Annotated in this window: 12 protein-coding genes; 6 read left to right on the forward strand and 6 right to left on the reverse strand. The window is 65.4% G+C overall.

What is annotated here, in order from left to right:
- The first annotated feature begins 28 nt into the window (after positions 1 to 28).
- Genes ACUXVH_RS16590 through ACUXVH_RS16605 form a run of 4 tightly spaced genes read left to right on the forward strand, consistent with a single transcriptional unit; the run spans position 29 to position 5,690 of the window.
- Positions 29 to 2,149 carry a 3-hydroxyacyl-CoA dehydrogenase NAD-binding domain-containing protein gene (locus tag ACUXVH_RS16590; protein WP_445495438.1) on the forward strand — a complete coding sequence of 707 codons (2,121 nt, stop codon included), beginning with the start codon at positions 29 to 31 and terminating at the stop codon, positions 2,147 to 2,149.
- Between the two features lie 17 nt (positions 2,150 to 2,166).
- Positions 2,167 to 3,348, forward strand: coding sequence for an acetyl-CoA C-acyltransferase (locus ACUXVH_RS16595; RefSeq protein WP_015634539.1), 1,182 nt, complete (start codon positions 2,167 to 2,169; stop codon positions 3,346 to 3,348).
- A gap of 10 nt (positions 3,349 to 3,358) precedes the next feature.
- Positions 3,359 to 4,546, forward strand: coding sequence for an acyl-CoA dehydrogenase family protein (locus tag ACUXVH_RS16600; protein ID WP_041116513.1), 1,188 nt, complete (start codon positions 3,359 to 3,361; stop codon positions 4,544 to 4,546).
- 10 nt (positions 4,547 to 4,556) lie between these two features.
- On the forward strand, positions 4,557 to 5,690 hold the full coding sequence (locus tag ACUXVH_RS16605) for an acyl-CoA dehydrogenase family protein (RefSeq protein ID WP_047284350.1): 1,134 nt from the start codon (positions 4,557 to 4,559) through the stop codon (positions 5,688 to 5,690).
- A gap of 312 nt (positions 5,691 to 6,002) precedes the next feature.
- Here the strand turns inward: ACUXVH_RS16605 and ACUXVH_RS16610 are convergent, their stop codons facing one another.
- The 3 genes from ACUXVH_RS16610 to ACUXVH_RS16620 are packed head-to-tail and all read right to left on the reverse strand — an operon-like array spanning position 6,003 to position 10,110.
- On the reverse strand, positions 6,003 to 6,971 hold the full coding sequence (locus tag ACUXVH_RS16610) for an NAD(P)H-dependent flavin oxidoreductase (RefSeq protein WP_019093303.1): 969 nt from the start codon (positions 6,969 to 6,971) through the stop codon (positions 6,003 to 6,005).
- A 31-nt stretch (positions 6,972 to 7,002) separates the two neighbouring features.
- On the reverse strand, positions 7,003 to 8,358 hold the full coding sequence (locus tag ACUXVH_RS16615; protein ID WP_081002084.1) for an MFS transporter: 1,356 nt from the start codon (positions 8,356 to 8,358) through the stop codon (positions 7,003 to 7,005).
- A gap of 48 nt (positions 8,359 to 8,406) precedes the next feature.
- Positions 8,407 to 10,110 carry a long-chain fatty acid--CoA ligase gene (locus ACUXVH_RS16620; RefSeq protein WP_445495443.1) on the reverse strand — a complete coding sequence of 568 codons (1,704 nt, stop codon included), beginning with the start codon at positions 10,108 to 10,110 and terminating at the stop codon, positions 8,407 to 8,409.
- A 322-nt stretch (positions 10,111 to 10,432) separates the two neighbouring features.
- Between ACUXVH_RS16620 and ACUXVH_RS16625 the strand changes: the two genes are divergently transcribed.
- The gene (locus ACUXVH_RS16625) at positions 10,433 to 10,882 is read left to right on the forward strand and encodes a PaaI family thioesterase (protein WP_015634532.1); all 450 of its coding nucleotides are present in this window, start codon (positions 10,433 to 10,435) and stop codon (positions 10,880 to 10,882) included.
- 158 nt (positions 10,883 to 11,040) lie between these two features.
- Positions 11,041 to 11,829, forward strand: coding sequence for an IclR family transcriptional regulator (locus ACUXVH_RS16630; RefSeq protein WP_015634531.1), 789 nt, complete (start codon positions 11,041 to 11,043; stop codon positions 11,827 to 11,829).
- A 197-nt stretch (positions 11,830 to 12,026) separates the two neighbouring features.
- Here ACUXVH_RS16630 and ACUXVH_RS16635 read toward each other — a convergent pair whose 3' ends face one another.
- The 3 genes from ACUXVH_RS16635 to ACUXVH_RS16645 all read right to left on the reverse strand — a co-directional run bounded on the left by ACUXVH_RS16635 (position 12,027) and on the right by ACUXVH_RS16645 (position 19,556).
- Positions 12,027 to 15,014, reverse strand: coding sequence for a two-partner secretion domain-containing protein (locus ACUXVH_RS16635; protein WP_445495446.1), 2,988 nt, complete (start codon positions 15,012 to 15,014; stop codon positions 12,027 to 12,029).
- Between the two features lie 143 nt (positions 15,015 to 15,157).
- Positions 15,158 to 16,300, reverse strand: a complete 1,143-nt coding sequence (locus ACUXVH_RS16640) for a fimbrial protein (RefSeq protein WP_445495448.1) — start codon at positions 16,298 to 16,300, stop codon at positions 15,158 to 15,160.
- Between the two features lie 220 nt (positions 16,301 to 16,520).
- Entirely contained in the window at positions 16,521 to 19,556 is a 3,036-nt protein-coding gene (locus ACUXVH_RS16645; RefSeq protein ID WP_445495450.1) for a two-partner secretion domain-containing protein, read from the reverse strand.
- Between the last annotated feature and the right edge of the window lie 42 nt (positions 19,557 to 19,598).

The raw sequence follows: 19,598 nt of genomic DNA on the forward strand, positions 1-19,598 counted from the left end.
GCTGCCCTTTCCTCCGGAGACTGCTGCAATGAGTCGCGACACCGCCCAGCCCTCTGTGGCATCCACCCTGCACGGCAACATCCTGGTCCTTACCCTCGACAACCCGCCGGTGAACGCCCTTGGCGTGGAGGTCAGGCGCGGGCTGCTGGCCGCCCTGGACAGCGCCGCCGACGATCCGACGGTGGCCGCCATCCTGCTGGTCGGCGCCGGGCGCCACTTCTGTGGCGGCGCCGATATTCGCGAATTCGGCCAGACGCCCCAGGCCCCGGCATTGCCAGCGGTGGTCAAGCGCATCGAGGACAGCGCCAAACCGGTGGTGGCGGCCATCCAGGGCGTGGCACTGGGAGGCGGCCTGGAAGTGGCCCTGGCGGCCCACTACCGCCTGGCCCTGGGCAGCGCCCGCCTCGGCCTGCCGGAAGTGCTGCTCGGCCTGCTGCCCGGGGCCGGTGGCACTCAGCGCCTGCCACGCCTGATCGGTGCCCGGGCGGCCCTGGAACTGATGCTCAGCGGCCGTCACCTGAATGCCCGGGAGGCCCTCGACCTGGGGGTGGTGGACCGCCTGGCGGAGGGTGAGGATGCCCTGGCTGCCGGCCTGGCCTATGCCCGCGAGCTGGTGGACAGCCATGCCGGCGTGCGGCGCACCCGGGATGCCCGGGCCCTGGGCGATCAGCATCTGCAACGCGAACAGATCAACGCCGCCCGCGAACAGCTCACGCACAAGGCCAAGGGCCTGCTGTCGCCGCAGAACATCATTCGTGCGGTCGAGGCGGCCCTTGACCGGCCCTTCGATCAAGGCCTGGAGGAAGAACGCCGGCTGTTCCAGGAATGCCTCGACAGCCCGCAGCGTGCCGGGCTGGTACACGCCTTTTTCGCCGAGCGCGAAGTGCTCAAGGCCCCGGAAACCCGCATCGCCCAGCCTCGCCCCATCGAACAGGTGGCCGTGGTCGGCGGCGGCACCATGGGCGCCGGCATCGCTGTCTCGGCCCTCGACGCCGGCCTGCAGGTCACCATGATCGAGCGCGACCAGCAGGCCCTGGACCGCGGCCGGGGCAACGTCGAGAAGGTCTATGACGGGCTGATCGAAAAAGGCCGCCTGGATGCCGCCGGCAAGGCCGCGACCCTGGCCCGCTTCCGCGCCAGCCTGGACTACCAGGACCTGGCCCGGGCCGACCTGGTGATCGAAGCGGTGTTCGAGGACATGGCCGCCAAGCAGGCGGTGTTCAAGGAACTGGACCGGGTGTGCAAACCTGGCGCGGTACTGGCCAGCAACACCTCCTACCTGGACCTCAACGCCATCGCCGACAGCGTCTCGCGGCCTGCCGATGTCATCGGGCTGCACTTCTTCTCCCCCGCCAACATCATGAAGCTGCTGGAGATCGTGGTCCCGGCCAAAGTCGCACCGGACGTGGTGGCCACGGCCTTCGAACTGGCGAAGAAACTGCGCAAGGTGCCGGTGCGTGCCGGGGTCTGCGATGGTTTCATCGGCAACCGGATCCTCGCGGTCTACCGCCAGGCGGCGGACTACATGATGGAGGACGGCGCTTCGCCCTATCAGATCGACCAGGCCCTGCGCGACTTCGGCTTCCCCATGGGGCCCTTCCAGGTGGCCGACCTGGCCGGCGGCGACATCGGCTGGGCGACGCGCAAACGCAAGGCCGCCACCCGCAATCCCAACGCGCGCTACGTGCAGATTGCCGACCGCCTGTGCGAGCGCGGCTGGTTCGGACACAAGACCGGCCGTGGCTACTACCTCTATGCCCAGGGCCCGCGCAGCGCCACCCAGGACCCGGAAGTCCTGGCCATCATCGACGCCGAGCGGGCCCGGGCCGGCATCACGCCCCGCCCCTTCGGCAACCCGGAGATCCTGCGGCGCTACATGGCGGCGATGATCAACGAAGGCGCCAACGTGGTGCACGAAGGCATCGCCCTGCGCCCCCTGGATGTGGACATCACCTTTATCCATGGCTACGGCTTCCCGCGCTATCGCGGTGGCCCGCTCAAGTACGCCGACCAGTACGGCCTGCCCCAGGTGCTGGCGGACATCCGCGAATTCGCCGAACAAGACCCGCTGTTCTGGAAAGCCTCGCCGCTGCTGGAGCAGTTGGTGGAGCGCGGCGAGAACTTCGACAGCCTCAACCACAGCCATTGACTCAAGGAGCACGCGCCATGCGCGAAGCCGTCATCGTATCCACCGCACGCACGCCCCTGACCAAGGCCCACCGCGGCGAATTCAACATCACTCCCGGCCCGACCCTCGCCGCTTTCGCGGTACGCGCCGCCGTGGAACGGGCCGGCATCGACCCGGGGCTGATCGAGGACGCCATCCTCGGTTGTGGCTACGGCGAAGGCACCACCGGGCGCAACGTCGCGCGCCTGGCGGTGGTCCGCGCCGGCCTGCCCATCGGCATCGCCGGCACCACGGTGAACCGCTTCTGCGCCTCCGGCTTGCAGGCCATCGCCATGGCCGCCGGGCGTATCGTGGTCGATGGCGCCCCTGCCATCATTGCCGGTGGCGTGGAAAGCATCTCGCAGATCCGCGGCCGCGGCAGCGACGACCCGGATCTCGATCCCTGGCTCGTGCAGCACAAGCCGGAGCTGTTCCTGCCGATGATCGAGACCGCGGACATCGTCGCCGCGCGCTACGGCATCAGCCGCGAGGCCCAGGACCGTTTCTCGCTGCGCAGCCAGCACAAGACCGAAGCGGCGCAACGGGCCGGGCACTACCGCGAGGAAATCATTCCCTGCACCACCACCATGGCCGTGACCGACAAGCAGAGCGGCGAGGTCAGCCAGCACCAGGTCACGGTGGACGCCGACACCTGCAACCGCCCGGGGAGCACTTACGAGGCCCTGGCCAAACTGGAACCGGTGCTGGGCCCGCAGCGCTTCATCAGCGCCGGCAACGCCTCGCAACTGTCCGACGGCGCCTCGGCCTGCGTACTGATGGAGGCCCGTGAAGCGGCCCGCGCCAACCTGCAACCGCTGGGCGTGTTCCGTGGCATGGCGGTGGCCGGTTGCGAACCCGACGAAATGGGCATCGGCCCGGTGTTCGCCGTACCCCGGCTGCTGGCCCGGCACGGCCTCAAGGTGGACGACATCGGCCTCTGGGAACTCAACGAAGCCTTCGCCTCCCAGGCGCTCTATTGCCAGCAGCGGCTGGGCATCGCCGATGAATGCCTGAACGTCAACGGCGGGGCCATCGCCCTCGGCCACCCGTTCGGCATGACCGGCGCGCGCCTGGCCGGCCATGTGCTGCTCGAAGGTCGGCGCCGCGGGGTCAAGTACGCCGTGGTCAGCATGTGCATTGCCGGCGGCATGGGCGCCGCCGCGCTGTTCGAAATCTATTGAGGACGCCGACATGGACCTGAGTTTCACCCCCCAAGAAGAAGCCTTCCGCAATCAGGTGCAGGCCTTCCTCGCCGAACACTTGCCCAGCGAACTGAGTGACAAGGTGGCCAATGGCGAACGCCTGTCCAAGGCCGACATGGAGCATTGGCATTCGACCCTCAACACCCGCGGCTGGCTGGCCAACCACTGGCCCGAGGCCTTTGGCGGGCCGGGCTGGAGCGCCGTGGAGAAATTCATCTTCGAACTCGAATGCGGCCTGGCCAACGCGCCGCGCATCGTGCCGTTCGGGGTCAACATGCTGGGCCCGGTGCTGATCAAGTACGGCACCCCACAGCAGCAGGACTACTGGCTGCCGCGCATCCTCGACGGCCGCCACTGGTGGTGCCAGGGCTATTCGGAACCCGGTGCCGGCTCGGACCTGGCGGCGGTCAAGACCACGGCCGTGCGCGACGGCGATCACTATGTGGTCAACGGCCAGAAGACCTGGACCACCCTGGGCCAGCACGCCAACATGATTTTCTGCCTGGTGCGCACCGACCGCGAGGCCAAGCCCCAGGAAGGCATCAGCTTCCTGCTGATCGACATGGCCAGCCCCGGGGTCGAGGTGCGTCCGATCATCACCCTGGAAGGCGACCACGAGATCAACGAGGTGTTTTTCACCGACGTGCGGGTACCGGTGGCCAACCTGGTGGGCGAAGAAAACAAGGGCTGGACCTGTGCCAAGTACCTGTTGACCTACGAGCGCACCAACATTGCCGGGGTCGGCTTGTCCATGGCCGCGCTGCAACGCCTCAAGCGCGTGGCAGCACAGCGCACCCGCAATGGCCGGCCGCTGCTGGAAGACCCGCAGTTCGCTGCACGCCTGGCCCGGGTCGAGATCGACCTTGAGAACATGAAGACCACCAACCTGCGGGTGATCGCAGCGGTGGCCGGCGGCGGCGCACCCGGCGCGGAAAGCTCGATGCTGAAGATCTGCGGCACGGAAATCCGCCAGGAGCTCACCGCTCTGCTGCGCCGGGCCATGGGCCCCGCCGCCCGGGTCATGCAGGACGAAGGCGACACCGGGGCGATGGACCTGGGCCCGGCCTTTGCCAGCAGCGCGGCGGCGCAGTACTTCAACAATCGCAAGCTGTCGATCTTCGGCGGCTCCAATGAAATCCAGAAAAACATCATTTCGAAAATGATTCTCGGGCTCTGAGGGGGCGCACATGAACTTCGAACACAGCGCAGAACGGCGCATGCTCGGCGACAGCTTGAACCGCTTTATCGCCCAGCACTACAACCTGGAAAAACGCCAGCAGAGCCTGCAGTCAGGCCAGGGTTTCAACTCCGGGATCTGGCAGCAGCTGGCAGAGATGGGGGTGATCGGCGCCCTGTTCAGCGAAGCCGACGGTGGCTACGGCGGCGGTGGTTTCGACCTGGCCCTGGTCTTCGAGGCCGTGGGCCGCGGGCTGCTGGTGGAACCGCTGCTGGGCAGCGCGGTGCTGGCCGGGGACGCCATCGCCAGCGCCGGTAGCGAAACGCAGAAGATCGAGCTGGCGCAGATCATCGACGGCAGCCTGATCGCCGCCCTGGCCCATGACGAACCCGACAGCCACTACGAACTCAACCGGGTCGCCTGCCGCGCCGAACCCCAGGCCGACGGCTGGCGCCTGGATGGCACCAAGAGCCTGGTGCTGCACGGCGAGCAGGCCGGGTTGCTGGTGGTGTCGGCCCGCACCGCCGGGGCCATTGACGACAGCCAGGGCATTTCGCTGTTCCTGGTGCCCAGGGACACCCCGGGCCTGGAGATCCGCGGCAGCGCCACCCTCGATGGCGGCCCCGTGGCGCAGGTGCGCCTGAACCAGCTGCTTGTGCCGGGCTCCGCCCTGCTGGGCACCCTGCACCAGGGCCATGCCACCCTGGAGCGGGCCATTGGCCGCGGCGTGCTGGCGTTGTGCGCCGAAGCCCTGGGCGCCATGGAAGTGGCCAAAGTGGCGACCCTGGATTACCTGCGCACCCGCCAGCAGTTCGGCCGCCCGATCGGCAGTTTCCAGGCACTGCAACATCGCATGGCGGTGCTGCTGCTGGAGATCGAACAAGCGCGCTCGGCGGTGATCAATGCCGCCTCGGCCCTGGAGGCCGATCGCCTGGACCGCGAGCGAGCGCTGTCAGCGGCCAAGGTCAGCATCGGCCGCATCGGCACCCTGGTGGCGCAAGAATGCATCCAGTTGCACGGCGGCATCGGCATGACCTGGGAGCTGCCCCTGGCCCATTACGCCAAGCGGCTGGTGATGATCGACCATCAGTTGGGGGACGAGGATCACCACCTGCAACGCTACATCGCCCTCGGCAAGCAATAGGCCCCATGAATCGCGGCCCGGGCGGCCACCTGAGCCTGTCGCAAGGGCAGCAGGTGTCGCCGCCTTCCTTGCCCGGTGCGCAGCGCGCTGCCCGACGCTGCGCTCAATCCCCCTGCTGAACCCAAGCCAAGCCTGGCGCCGCATCAGCGCGGCGCCCGGCAAGGGCGTGGCCGAGGTCGACAACCGCTACCTGGAGGTCATGGAAAGCCTGGCCTACCGCGGCCACGCCCTGAGCCTCATCCACAAGATCTGGTAGATCGCGAAAACGACGCTGCCGGCCATTGCCGGCAGCCTCCCCTTCCCACTTGCGCGTTACAGCAACCGGGTGCGCAGCTCCTGGCAGGCCTGCTGATACTCCCTGCCCAGGCGCGCCACCAAGTCTCCGGCGCTCGGTACGCCGTCAACCACGCCAATCCCCTGGCCGCAGCCCCAGATCTCCTTCCAGGCCTTGGGCTTGTGCCTGTCTGCGCCGAAGTTCATTTGCGAGGGATCGCTGCTGGGCAGGTCATCGGGGTCCAGCCCCGCGGCCACCAGCGAGGCCTTCAGGTAATTGCCGTGCACCCCGGTGATCAGGTTGGTGTAGACGATATCCTCGGCCGCCGACTGGCTGATCATCTGCTTGTAGCCCGCCACCGCGTTGGCCTCTTGGGTGGCGATAAAGGCCGAGCCGATGTAGGCCAGGTCCGCCCCCAGGGCCTGGGCCGCGAGGATCGAACGCCCCGAGGCAATGGCCCCGGAAAGCAGCAGCGGGCCATCGAACCATTGGCGGATTTCCTGCACCAGGGCAAACGGCGACTGGGTGCCCGCATGCCCTCCGGCGCCGGCCGCCACGGCAATCAGGCCGTCGGCGCCCTTGTCGACGGCCTTGCGCGCAAAACGGTTGTTGATCACGTCGTGCAGCACGATGCCGCCGTAGCTGTGCACCGCCTGGTTGATCTCGGGGCGCGCGCCCAGGGAGGTGATGATGATCGGCACCTTGTGCTGCACGCAGACCGCCATGTCCTGCTCCAGCCGGTCATTGGAGCGGTGGACGATCTGGTTCACCGCAAACGGCGCGGCGGGCCGCTGCGGGTGCAGCCGGTCGTGCTCGGCCAGGGCCTGGGTGATCTGCTCGATCCACTCCCCCAGGCGCTCGGCCGGCCGTGCGTTCAACGCCGGAAAGGAACCGACGATCCCGGCCTTGCACTGGGCGATCACCAGCTCGGGAGTGGAAATGATGAACAGCGGCGCGGCCACCACTGGCAGGCGCAAATGCTGGGTGAGAATCTTCGGCAGGCTCATGTTCGGGCTCCTGGGCAATCCAATGGGTAGTTCATGATTCGGCGACGACCGCAGCGACCTTGGGCACCCGGGCGATGCGCGCGGTCACCAGTACCAGCCCGCCCGCCAGCAGGTACATGACAATCCCCAGGTACATGCTCGACACGTGGCCGCCGGTATGGCTGTTGATCACCCCGTTGAGCCAGGGTGTGACCGCCGGGCCGAGGTTGCCCAGGCTGCTGATGAAGGCAATGCCCCCGGCGGTGGCCGCCACCGACAGGTACTCGCTGACCAGGGCGAAGAAGATCGGCGTGCCGGCCTTGATCCCCACGTAGGCAAAACCCAGGGCCGTAACCGACAGCAGCAGGTGGCCGTTGAGCAAGGTGGTGACCGCCAGGCCGAACACCGCGATGGCCATGCAGCCGACGAAGTGCCAGCGCCGCTCCCGGTGCTTGTCGGAGTGCTGCCCGATCAGCACCATGCCGACGATCCCGACGATATTGGGGATCGCGGTGATCAGCCCGACCTGCAACAGGTCCTTGCTGCCCCAGCCCTGGATCAGGCTCGGCATCCAGAACACCAGCATGTAGGTGGCGCCCAGGAACATGAAATAGGCCGTGGACAGCAGGTAGATCCTGGGGTCGCGAAACATCTGCGCCAGGCTGTCCTGGGATTTGTCCCGGGCGTTCGCCAGATCCCGGGCCATGTCGGCGTCCAGCAGGCGCTGTTCCCCGGGGCTGAGCCAGCGGGCCCGGGCCGGGCTGTCCTGCAGATAGAAAAAAGCCACCACCCCCAGGACACTGGCCGGCAGCCCCTGGATCATGAACATCCATTGCCAGCCGTGCAGGCCGACCGCGCCGTCCAGGTACTTGAGGATGCTGCCCGAGACCGGCCCGGCAATCAGCCCGGCGACCGCGGCGGCGGTCATGAAGATGGCGATCACCTGCCCCCGGCGCGGCGCCGGGAACCAGTAGGTGAAATACAGGATCACCCCGGGGAAGAACCCGGCCTCGAAGGCCCCCAAAAGAAAACGCAGAACGTAGAACTGCATCGGGGTGCTGACGAACATCATCGCCGCGGCCACCAGGCCCCAGCAGAACATGATCCGCAACAGGGTCTTGCGCACGCCGCTGCGCTTGAGCATCAGGTTGCTGGGCACTTCGAAGATGAAGTAGCCGATGAAGAAGATCCCCGCCCCCAGGCCATACACCGCATCGCCGAACGGCAGGGTCTGCTTCATCTGCAACTGGGCGTAGCCGATGTTCACCCGGTCCAGAAAGGCCACCATGTAGCACAGCATCAACAGCGGCAGCAGGCGCCAGCGGATCCTGGCGTACAGCGTGTCGAGCTGCCGGGCATGCTCGGGTGAGGCGTGGGGATCCTGGACCGTTATTGTTGTTGTAGTCATTGTCGTCTCCGACGCAGTCGCGGGTTGGCCCGCCTGGGAAATCACTCTTCAGCTATGGGTCGCCTCGCGATCCTGGAGCACGCGCCACATCACCTTGCCGGAGCCGGACTTGGGCAGGCTGTCGACGAACTCCAGCACCCGCGGCACCTTGTAGGCGGCCATGTGCTCGCGCGCCCAGGCGATGATCTCTTCGCTGGCGGTGTGGCCCCGGGCCTCGCTGCGCAGCACCACCAGGGCCTTGACGCTTTCCCCGCGGTAGGCGTCCCGGGTGGCGATGACACAGGCTTCGTGCACCGCCGGGTGCTTGAACAGCAGCGCCTCCACTTCCGCCGGCCAGACCTTGAAGCCGCTGCTGTTGATCATTCGCTTGAGGCGGTCGGTGAGAAAGAAATAGCCCTCCTCATCCATGTGCCCCAGATCGCCGGTGCGCAGGAAACGCTTGCCCTCGAACTCGACGAACGCCGCCTCGGTAGCTTCAGGGTTGCGCCAGTAGCCTTTGAACAGCATCGGGCCAAAGGTGATGATTTCCCCCACCTCGCCGGGTGCAAGTTCCTCCAGGGTGCGCGGGTCCACGACCCGTGAATCGACGCCAAAGAACGGCATGCCCAGGCATTGCAGCTTGGCCCGCTCAGGGGGGTTGCCATGGCTGGCGGCGGCGGTTTCGGTGAGGCCGTAGCCTTCGAGAAAAGTCAGGCCGAACTCCTGGCGCAGGCGCTGCGCCACCGCCTCGGGCATCGCCGCCCCGCCACCGTTGATATGCACCAGGCTCGACAGTTCGAAGTCCTGGTAATGGGGGCTGGCGAACAGGTCGATGACCATGGTCGGGATGCAGGTCCAGTGGGTCACCCGGTACCGCGAGATCAGCCGCCCGGCCAGCTCCCGATCCCAGCGCGGCATGATCACCGTACTGGTGGCGTCGAACACCGCCCGCAGGACAAAGCACACCAGGCCGGTGATGTGGAAGAACGGCACGACCCCAAGGCCCACCGACTCCACGGTGGATTGGGTCCAGCTACCGCTGACCGCGTTGCTCATCAGGCTGCGATGGGTGTGCATGCAGCCCTTGGGATGGCCGGTGGTGCCCGAGGTGTATTGCAGCAGCGCCAGGTCATCGGCCTGGGCAGTGTGCGGGCCGGGGCAACGTGCCTGGGCCAGGGCCTGGTTCCAGCGCTGGTAGCCTTCGGGCAGCGCTGGCTCGCTGCGCAGCCAGGCATCGATCTCGGCGCTGGCGACCTCCGCCGGGTGCATGTCCGCCGGCGCCGGCATGGCATCGCTGTAGCGGGTCACCAAGACCCGGTGCAGTCGCTGCTCGGGTTCGAGGCTGGCATTCGCCGCCTGGGCGATGGGCGCCAGGTCCGCGGCGCAGATCAGTACCCGCGCCTGGGCATCGCCGAGCTGGTAGCTCAGCTCTTGCACCTTGTTCATCGGGTTGATCGGCACCAGCACCGCATTGGCCCGCAGGATGGCGTAGCAGGCGATGATGAATTGCGGGCAGTTCTGCAGGTACAGCGCCACCCGGTCACCGGGCTCGACCCCTTCGCCCTGCAACCAGCCGGCCAGCGCCAGGGCCTCGGCCTGCAACTGGGCAAAGCTCAGCGTGTGGCCGAAAAACCGGTAGGCGACCTTGTCCGGGTAACGCCGGGCCGCCACCTCCAGGTTGAACCAGAGCGAGGTGGCCGGCACCGACAAGGCCAGGGGCAGGCGCTTGGGCCAGACACGGTGATGGGGGCGATGGGTACGAGCGGTGGACATGGAAGACTCCTTCAAGCCCGGGAATGATCGAGGGAACAGCCATGGACAGCGTCATCCGGTGCCGGCTGGCCAGCCAGGCCGCACGTTGATGGGCCACCGCCCCGGGTCGATCCTGCCCCATGCGGGGCGTGATTTTCAACCACTTATATTCCGCTGTGCGAAATAACATTCCATATTGACCAGTAGAATATTCGCTGACATCCTGCATTTCAACGAGCCATTTGCCCTGCGAAACACAATCAGAACAATCACTGCTGCCTGGCCACGGGGAACACCTGCCCTCCAGGACACCCGACCGGGACTGACCCAAGAGCCATCGCCCATGAGTGCCGTACCCGAAGTTTCGATGCTGCAAGGCCTGTTCAGCGGATTCGCGGCCCATCTCGGGTTGAACCTGCGGGAATACCAGCAGGCGCAAACCGTCATCGCGGTCACCGTCCAACCTCATCACCTCAACCAGGCCGGCAATCTGCACGGCGGTGTCATCGCCTCCCTGGCCGACACCGCCATGGGCATGAGCGGCACCTGGCATGCCGACCCCGCCCAGTGGCGGCTGGCCCTGACCCTGTCCCTGAACATCAACTACATGGCCGCGATCCCACCGGCCACCGAGGTCCGGGCCGTGGCCCGCCTGCGTGGCGGCGGGGCCAAGATCTTCATGGCCAGCTGCGACCTGCTGGATGCCCAGGACCGCCTGCTGGCCAGCGCCGAAGGGGTGTTCAAGCGCGGCCGCCTGCGCGCGGCAGCCACTGAGGTTGTGGCGTGTCCTTGATTGGCCGGTGATGGCGTCAGGAACGGAATTGGGTTTCGTCAGGGAATCGCAGATTTCAATTGCGGCGGTTCCGGGATAACATTTTTCCTTTGTTTCCACGAATCCGCTGCGTGGTCAACCGGCATTGCGCCCGGCACCAGCCCCTACCGGAAGACCCCATGCAAGACCCGAACGACTCCCCGGAACAAGCGCCCAAAGACCGTAAGTTCGTCGAAGCCCTGGCCCGAGGCCTGGAAGTCCTGCGGGCCTTTACCCACGGTCACGCGGTACGCGGCAACCAGGACATCGCGCGCATCACCGGCCTGCCCAAGCCCACGGTGTCGCGCCTGACCTACACCCTGACGCAGCTGGGCTACCTCAAGTACAACCAGGACCTGGAGAAGTACCAGCTGGATTCAGCGGTACTGGCCCTGGGCTACGCCTACTCCGCCAGCCTGCGGGTGCGCCAGCTGGGCAAGCCGTTCATGGACGAGTTCTCGCGCCGCACCAACACCACCGTCAGCCTGACTTGCCGCGATCGCCTGTCGATGATCCACGTCGACAGCAGCCGCCCGCCGGAAGTCGCCAGCCTGCGCATGGAGCCCGGGCTGCGCCTGCCCCTGGCCACCAGCGCCGCCGGGCGCGCCTACCTGGCCGCCACGCCGAAAATCGAGCGTGACCACCTGTTGGGGGAAGTGGCGAAAAAGCTCGGTGATGAATGGCCTGCCCTGGAAAAATCCCTGGAAGACTCCTTCCGTGAATACGAAGAGTTCGGCTTCTGCCTGTCACTGGGCGAGTGGGACCGCAACGTCAACGGTGCCGGCGTGCCACTGCGCCTGGCCGACGGCAGTATCATGGCCCTGACCTGCGGCGCCCCGAGCTTCCAGCTGTCCAGCGAAAAACTCGAAAGCTCCCTGGCCCACCAACTGGTGATGCTGGCGCGGGACCTGGAAAGCCTGGGCGTCTGAGGCAGGCCATAAAAAACCCCTGATCCGCGATGGATGCAGGGGTTGGTTTCAAGGTTGCCCAAACGCCAGCCAATCGAAAGTGCCCAAGGGCAGGACACTCCATCGATGCTGAAGCAGGCAGCCGATTCCGGACACGCCCTGGGTTGCCAGGGCATATCCGAAGTGGGCAAGCGCCTCTATCGACGGCCGGGGGCGATTCAGTTGCCCATCACCCCCTGGTTGAAGTCGGCCGCCTGACTGAACGGGCGGTCGTAACCCAGGCTTGCGTAGTTGGGCGCAATCACCTGGATATTGCCGAAGGCTGCGGACTGGCGAATGTCACCCAGGTCCACTCCCGCCAGGCCGCCCAGTTGAGCATCCCGGCTACCGGTGACGGTACCGCTGGCAAGCGCGTTGACGATCCGCGCGTTGTTCTGCCCCACCAGGCCACCGACCACGCTGTAACTGCCCCCGGAGACATTGCCCTTGGCCGAAGCGGTGTCGATAAGGCTGTCACCCTTGAGAACGCCATGCGTACCCACCAGGCCGCCCACCGCGCTCTTGGCACCAGCACTGGCATCACCACGGGCTTCCACCGACTTCAGGTCCCCGGCGTTGTAGCCGATGAGCCCGCCGACATGGCTTTGGTCCTTGCCCACGACGTTGCCCCAGGCCGTTGAGTTGGCAACCAGCCCGCCCACGTTGTAGCCGACCAGCCCGCCCACGTTGCTGTTGCTCGCGCCCTGGACCAGGCCGAAGGCCTCGGCAAGGCTGATGTGGCCGTCGATGTTCTGCCCCACCAGACCACCGATGTGCAGGCTGCTGCCGCCATTGACCGAACCACTGGCCGTGACGTTGTGCAACGTGCTGTCCTGGTTCAGGCCCACCAGGCCACCGGCCGTGGCAAAGTTCTTGCCCAGCAGCCCGCCACTGGCGACAGAGTCACTGATGCGGCCCGACTCGTTGCGCCCCACCAGGCCGCCGGCATGGCTCGCGCCATTGCCCGAGACCGCCGTCGAAGACTGGGAACCCTCGATGCGGCCGCCCTGGTTGTAACCCACCAGGCCACCCAGGTTGGTGCCCTTGTAGCTGTAGCTGTCACCACTGGAAACCGTTCCAGAACTGGAGGAACCGGCAATCAGCCCTTGATGATTGACGCCCACCAACCCGCCCACACCGCCCTCGGCGTTGCTGGCGATGCTGGCGGTGAGCCGGACATCGGCGCTGCTGTTGGTCACGGTGCCGCCACTGCCCGCCACCTGACGGTTCTCGCCCACCAGGCCACCGGCCGCCGAGGTAAAGCTATTGCCCAATACCACACCGGCCACCGACGACGCGTCGATGGAGCCACCGGCGTTGCTGCCCACCAGCCCGCCGACCAGGTTGTCCTGCCGGCCCTTGGCATTCACCCGCAGTTTGCTGGCACTGACGTTGGCGATTTTCCCGCTGTTGCGCCCCACCAGGCCACCGACGGCACTGCTACCGGTGGTGGACGTGGCGCCGTTGATGGTCATCGAGGCCAGCTTGAGGTTGCCGATGCTGCCGGACGAACTGGCGAACAGCCCGCCGTCGGTGCCGTTGCTGTTGACCGTCAAACCGCTGAGGGTGTTACCCAGGCCCTCGAAGACGCCGCTGAAGGTTTGCTGCCCACCGATGGAGGTCAGGCGTGCACTGCTGTCGATGGAGTTGCCCAGCACGTAGCGGCCCGCCAGATCCTGGTCGATCGCCTGCAACTGCGTGGCGTTTTGAATCACGCTGTAAGCTTCGCCGTTGGCATCGAAGCGGGCGCCGTTGCCGGACAGGGTGACGCCGCCATTCTGGCCCAGCGCAAAGTTGCCGCCATGGTTCAGCCCGAGGCTGCTGTTGCTGCCGCTCAGCGTCAGCTGACGATTGAGCTTGATGTCCCCCTGGGCGTTGAGTTCCACCCGGGCATTGGCGCCACCGGCAAACAGGCTGTCATCCAGGCGGATGTCCTTGGCCGAAGAGAGGGTCAACTGGTTGCCACTGAACCAGAAGAGCCCGTTTTCCACCGCCACGTCGCCCTTGCCACTGGCCAGTTCGATATGAGTGGTTGCCAGGTTGCGCGACAAGGTGTCGGCATGGGCAGTGTTGCTCTTGGCGGTGAGGAAGGAGCCCACCTTGACTTCGTTGCTGGCGATCTTCCAGGTGCCCGTCTGGCCATCCCTGGCCTGGGTGTCGACCTTGGTCGTCAGTTGCACCCGAGTGTTGGCGCCCCGGGTCTCGATCACCCCGCCATCGCCCTTGCCGTCCAGCGCACTGGCGCGCAGCGAGCCATCAACGCTGACCACGCCCACGTCGCCGCCATCCAGGGTAATGCGCCCGGCCTTCTGCGACAGGGTGTTGGCTTCGACGGTGCCCTGGTTGTTGACCACCGTCTGCAGCACGGAGCCCGCGCTCTTGGCGGTCATCAGCACCTGCCCGCCATCGGCCTTGAGCAGGCCGGTGCCGGTGTTGTGCACCAGCGCGTCGAGCGCTGCGCTGTCGACATGCAGGTCCAGCAGTTGGTTGTCATCGAAGCTGACGGTGAAGCCATCGCCTGCGGCCAACGCCACACGGCCGTTCTGCGCCTTGATGGTGCCCTGGTTGGTCACCCTGGCCCCGAGCAGCGCCACGCCACCGCCGTCAGCGGCAGTGATGGAGCCCTGGTTGACCACCTCGGCTGCCGAGGTGCCGGCGAACTTGTAGTTGCCGGCCTTGAAATCGGCATCGCTGATATCCCGGGTCGAAGCCACCAGACCACCGACATTCACCTGAGCGCCCTGGCCGAACACCACGCCGTTGGGGTTGATCAGGAACACCCGGCCATTGGCATTGATCTGCCCGTGAATCTGGCTGCCATTGACACCCACGACCCGGTTCAGGGCGATCGAAGTGCTGGTGGGCTGGTTGAAGGTCACCGACTGACCGTTCTGCACGTTGAAATCCTTCCACTGAGTGACCAGCTTGTCCGTCTGCTGATTGATGGACATGTGCTGGCCCTGGGTATGGAAATCGGCACTGCCGGACACCACCTCCCCTCCCGTGGGCAAGGCAAACGCCGAAGGCAACCCGGTCAATGCCAACAGACTGGCAACTGCCACCACCAGGCCCTTGCCGGAGCCGGCACGCCGACGCCGGGCGCCTTCGTGAGTGACGTTCCAGCAGCCCTGGGCCTGGTTCCATACCAATGCATAGATCTTGTTCATGAAAACTCCATATCGATTTATCTACGTACTGCAAACCTTTGCAGCACGGCACTGCCGCTGAAGCGCTCGCTAGGCCTTCAAACTGGACGACGGTGTTGGGTAGAACTTGCCCACGGACGGCCCGGCTCAATGAGCGGTCGCGATCATGGGAAGGTAAAAGTGAACTCTGCAGCCCCGTTGGCAGCCCCTCCGGCGTGAACCTCCTGGTCATTGCCGATGCGGATGTAGCTGGCTCGCAGGGGAATGCTTGCGCCATCGCCGATGCGCTGCATCTCGTAGCTCTGGCCGCTGTACTCGATGCGCTCCGAGGTCAGCCCATTGGTCATGACAATGCCGAACCCGCGGGTGGTGGAATCGATCAGGCCCAGCACGCCCTTGACCGAAGAGCCCCCTGACTTGTCGATAAAGCTGATGCGAGGCCGGGCCTGCATCGAACAGCGGCTCAACCCGATGCTGAAGGGAACCTCGGGCGAGGTGGCATTGACCTGGGGAAAGTCCGCCAGGGAGAAGCGCCCCAGGCGCACGCCGATCTCCTTGTAGGCTTCCACCACACAGGTCTTGGGCAGCTCGATGTCCATGTTGAAGTCCAGGCCGCCCATGACCAGGCTCTTGCGGCAGCTGTAGGTCAGCGGCGGGCTGAGCTTGCCCAATTGGGATCCCAGGGTTGATTCGTTTTTTTCCAGGTCGTACGCATACAACTGCAGGTAGGACGAGCCTGTTACCTGGGTCACTTTGAGAGTGCCCGTGGGCAACTGATCCGGCGGTACGGTCAGGATCAGCGATTGAATAATCTGGGTGACCATGGTCTGAGCGGGTAAACCGCTCTCGTAGATCAGGTCATCATTTTTTTCCAGGACAATGGGAGAAGTGACCTGGGTCACTCGTATTCTCTCCCGCCCTTGCGGAGCTACGTCCAGTCGCAGGCCAATGCCGGCGACATCGGTAGGCGCGGCGTCATCGGTCTGCGGCGTACCGGGGCTCCAATGTCCGGCGGTCACCAGCTCCCGCGGTTTCCCGGAGATCGCCAGGTTGAAACTGGTATGCAAGGTCACCGTACGCTCCCACAACACGGTTCCCACCGGGGTATTGGTGTTCAACGGGTTGACCAGCCTCCAGGGAGAACCGGCCTTGCTGCTGAGGTTGCAGTCCCTGGCATAACCGTTCAACGAGGCCGCTTGCGCCTCTGCGCCGCCCCAGCCGCAAAGCACCCCTGCGAGCATGACGCCATGAACCCACAGGGGCAGCGGTCTGCAATCGGCTACAAGCCTCAGCCATTGGCGAATCATCTGTCTTTCTCCCTGTCTGCGCCTTGGTGATACCGCCCCTGACAAGGGCAGCGTTCTGCACAAACGAGATGGATTGCCCAACAGTGGCCGGCTGCTTGCGGCCACCCTTAAAAAAGATCATCAAGGAACGAGACAAGCAGGTACCCGCCAGCAGCCGGAACCCGGTGCGCCAGGCGCACCGGGGGCAACTGCCATTCCTCGGATCAGTGGTTGTGGATCATCAGTTGCGAATGTCGCCCTGGTTCAGGCCGACCGCGGGTACCTGAGTCGCCAGGCCCAGCGCCGTGTTGTAGCGCATGTCGCCGTAGTTGACCCCGACCAGGCCGCCGTAGGTCTGGGCGTAGTTCGACACGAACTTGACGTTGCCGTAGGCCACGGAGTTGCGCAGATCGCCCATGTTCAAGCCGACCAGGCCACCCAGGCGGGCATAGGTGCCGCCGCTCACCTGACCATTGGCCAGGGAGTTGGTGATGAACGAATTGTTCTGGCCGACCAGGCCACCCACCGAACTCTGGCTACCGCCCACCACATTGCCTTTGGCCGAGGCACTGTTGATCCGGTGATCGACAAAGTCGCCGTTGGTCCCCACCAGCCCGCCGACAAAGCTGTTGGCGCCGCCACTGACGTCACCGCTGGCCTCGGCCGAACTCAGGTCACCGTCGTTGTAGCCCACCAGGCCGCCGACGTAGCTGAGGTTGCCGCCGCTGACCTTGCCACGGGCCACGACATATTCGGTGTTGCCACCAAAGTTGTGCCCGATCAGGCCACCGATGTTGCCGCTGGCTCCGCCGACCACATCACCTGTCACTTCAGCCGTGTGGATCCGACTGTTGTCGTTCTTGCCCACCAGCCCGCCGACGTTGGCACCGGTCGAATCGCTGACCTTGCCTGTGGCCTTGACGTTATTGAGCTCGCTGTTCTGGTTCCAGCCCACCAGGCCACCGGCAGCCACGGAGCCCGCACCGACCACCGCGCCACTGGCGCTGGAGTCGACGATAGCGCCGTTGTTGTTGAAGCCCACCAGGCCGCCGATACGGCTGGCGGTGTACCCCCAGACGCCGACCGAGGAGCTGGCGCGTTCGATCCTGCCACCCTGGTTGTAACCCACCAGGCCACCCAGGTTCGGGTCCTGGACGTAACGGTTGAACCCGGTACCGACGGTGCCAGCACTCGAAGAGTCGCTAATCAGGCCGCCCTTGTTGACGCCTACCAGGCCGCCCATGCCGCCATTGGTGGTGACCTGCATGGTGCCCAGCACCCGCACGTCGGTGGTGCTGTTGGTAATGGTGCCGAGGCCAGTCGAAGCGACGTTGTTTTCCCCCGCCAGCCCACCGACGGCGGAGGTGTTGGCATTACCGGTCACTGTACCGGCCATCGAGCCACGATCGATGGTGCCGCCGGCGTTGACACCGACCAGGCCGCCGACAATGTTGTTCTGGTTGCTGTTGGCGAAGACGTTGAGGTTGGTGCCACTGACGTTTTCGATGCGGCCGGTGTTTACGCCGACCAGACCACCGATTTTGCCGAAGCCTGCGTTGGAGGTGGCACCGTAGATGTTCATCGACGCCAGCTTGAGGTTGCTGATGGTGCCGGACGAGCGCCCGAACAGACCGCCGTAAGGGCCGTCGGTATTGACCGTGAAACCACTGATGGTATTGCCCAGGCCGTCGAAGACCCCGTTGAACTCTCGACTGCCACCAATGGACTTGATGCTGCCGGTGCCCTTGATGTCGTTGCCCAGCACATACAGGCCGTCGAGGCTGGTACCGATCGCCTGCAATTGCGCGGCGTTCTGGATCACCTTGTACAGGTCGCCATTGGCGTCGAACCAGGCGCCACTGCCGGACAGGGTGACCTGGCCCTTCGGCCCCAGGGCGTAGCTGTTGCCGTAGTCCAGGCCCAGGCTGCTGTTGACCCCGGTCAGCGCTACTGCACCATTGATCTTGATGTCCCGATTGGCATTGAGTTCGATACGGGCGCCCGCACCGCTGCTCTTGAGGTTCTTGTTGAGGCTGATGTCCTGGGCCGAGGCCACGCTCAATTGATTGCCGCTGGCCCAGGCGATATCACCATCGATCGACACGTTGCCGGCCTTGCTGTTCAACTCGATGTTGGTGGTAGCCAGGTTGTGCGACAGGGTATCGGCATACACGGTGGTTTCACCGGGCGTGGAGGTCGGATTGACCGTGACGTCCGAAGAGCTGATCTTCCAGGTCCCGGCCCGGCCATTGTTGGCCAGGGTGTTGACCCGGGCGGCCAGTTGCACCTTGGTGGTGGCGCCCTTGGTTTCCACCACGCCGCCATCGCCGATGGCAGTCAGTGCGTTGGCGCTCAGCGAGCCGCCGACGTTGACCACGCCGACGTCACCGCCGTCCAGGGTGATCTTGCCGGCCTTGCGCGACAGGGTGTTGGCTTCGATGGCGCCCTGGTTGTTGACCACGGTCTGCAGCATCGAGCCTGCGCTCTTGGCGGTCATCAATACCTGCCCGCCGTCGGCCTTGAGCAGCCCGCCGTTGCTGACCAGCGCATCGATCGCCGCGGCATCGACTTTCAGGTCCAGCAGGTTGTTGCTGTCGAAGCTGACGGTGAACTCGTTGCCGCCACCCAGGGCCACGCTGCCCTTCTGCGCCTTGATGTCACCTTCGTTGCGCACGGTCTTGCCGATCAGCGCCACGCTGCCGCCATCGGTGGCGGTAATCATGCCGTTGTTGACGACTTCAGCCTGCGAGGTCCCGGCGAACTTGTAGTTGCCGGCGGTGAAGTTGGCATCGGTGATGTTCTGGGTCGAGGCCACCAGGCCACCGACGTTGACCTGGGCGTTGTTGCCGAATACCACCCCGTTGGGGTTGATCAGGAACACCTGGCCGTTGGCATTGATCTGCCCCTGGATGTTACTGCCATTGACGCCAGTCACCCGGTTCAGGGCCACCGAGGTCTTGGTCGGCTGGCTGAAGGTCACCGTCTGGCCACGGTTCACGCTGAAGTCGTTCCAGTTGGTGATCAGCTTGTCGGAGTGCTGGTTGATCGACATCTGCTTGCCATTGTCGAACGTCAGGATGTCCGCCGTGCCGGAGACCACCGTGCCTCCCGTCGGCAACGCGAAGGCCACAGGCAGAACACCAATGCCCAGCAGCCCGGCCACCATCACCACCAGGCCCTTGCGTGTTCCGGAGCGGCGACGACGGCGTGCGCCCTCGTCGGTCACACTCCAGCAGCCCTGGGCCTGATTCCACACCAATGCATAAACCTTATTCACGTTGACTCCTTATCTACTTATTAACGCCCTGCAACCTATGCA

This window comes from Pseudomonas sp. 8(2025) (genome assembly GCF_052665325.1).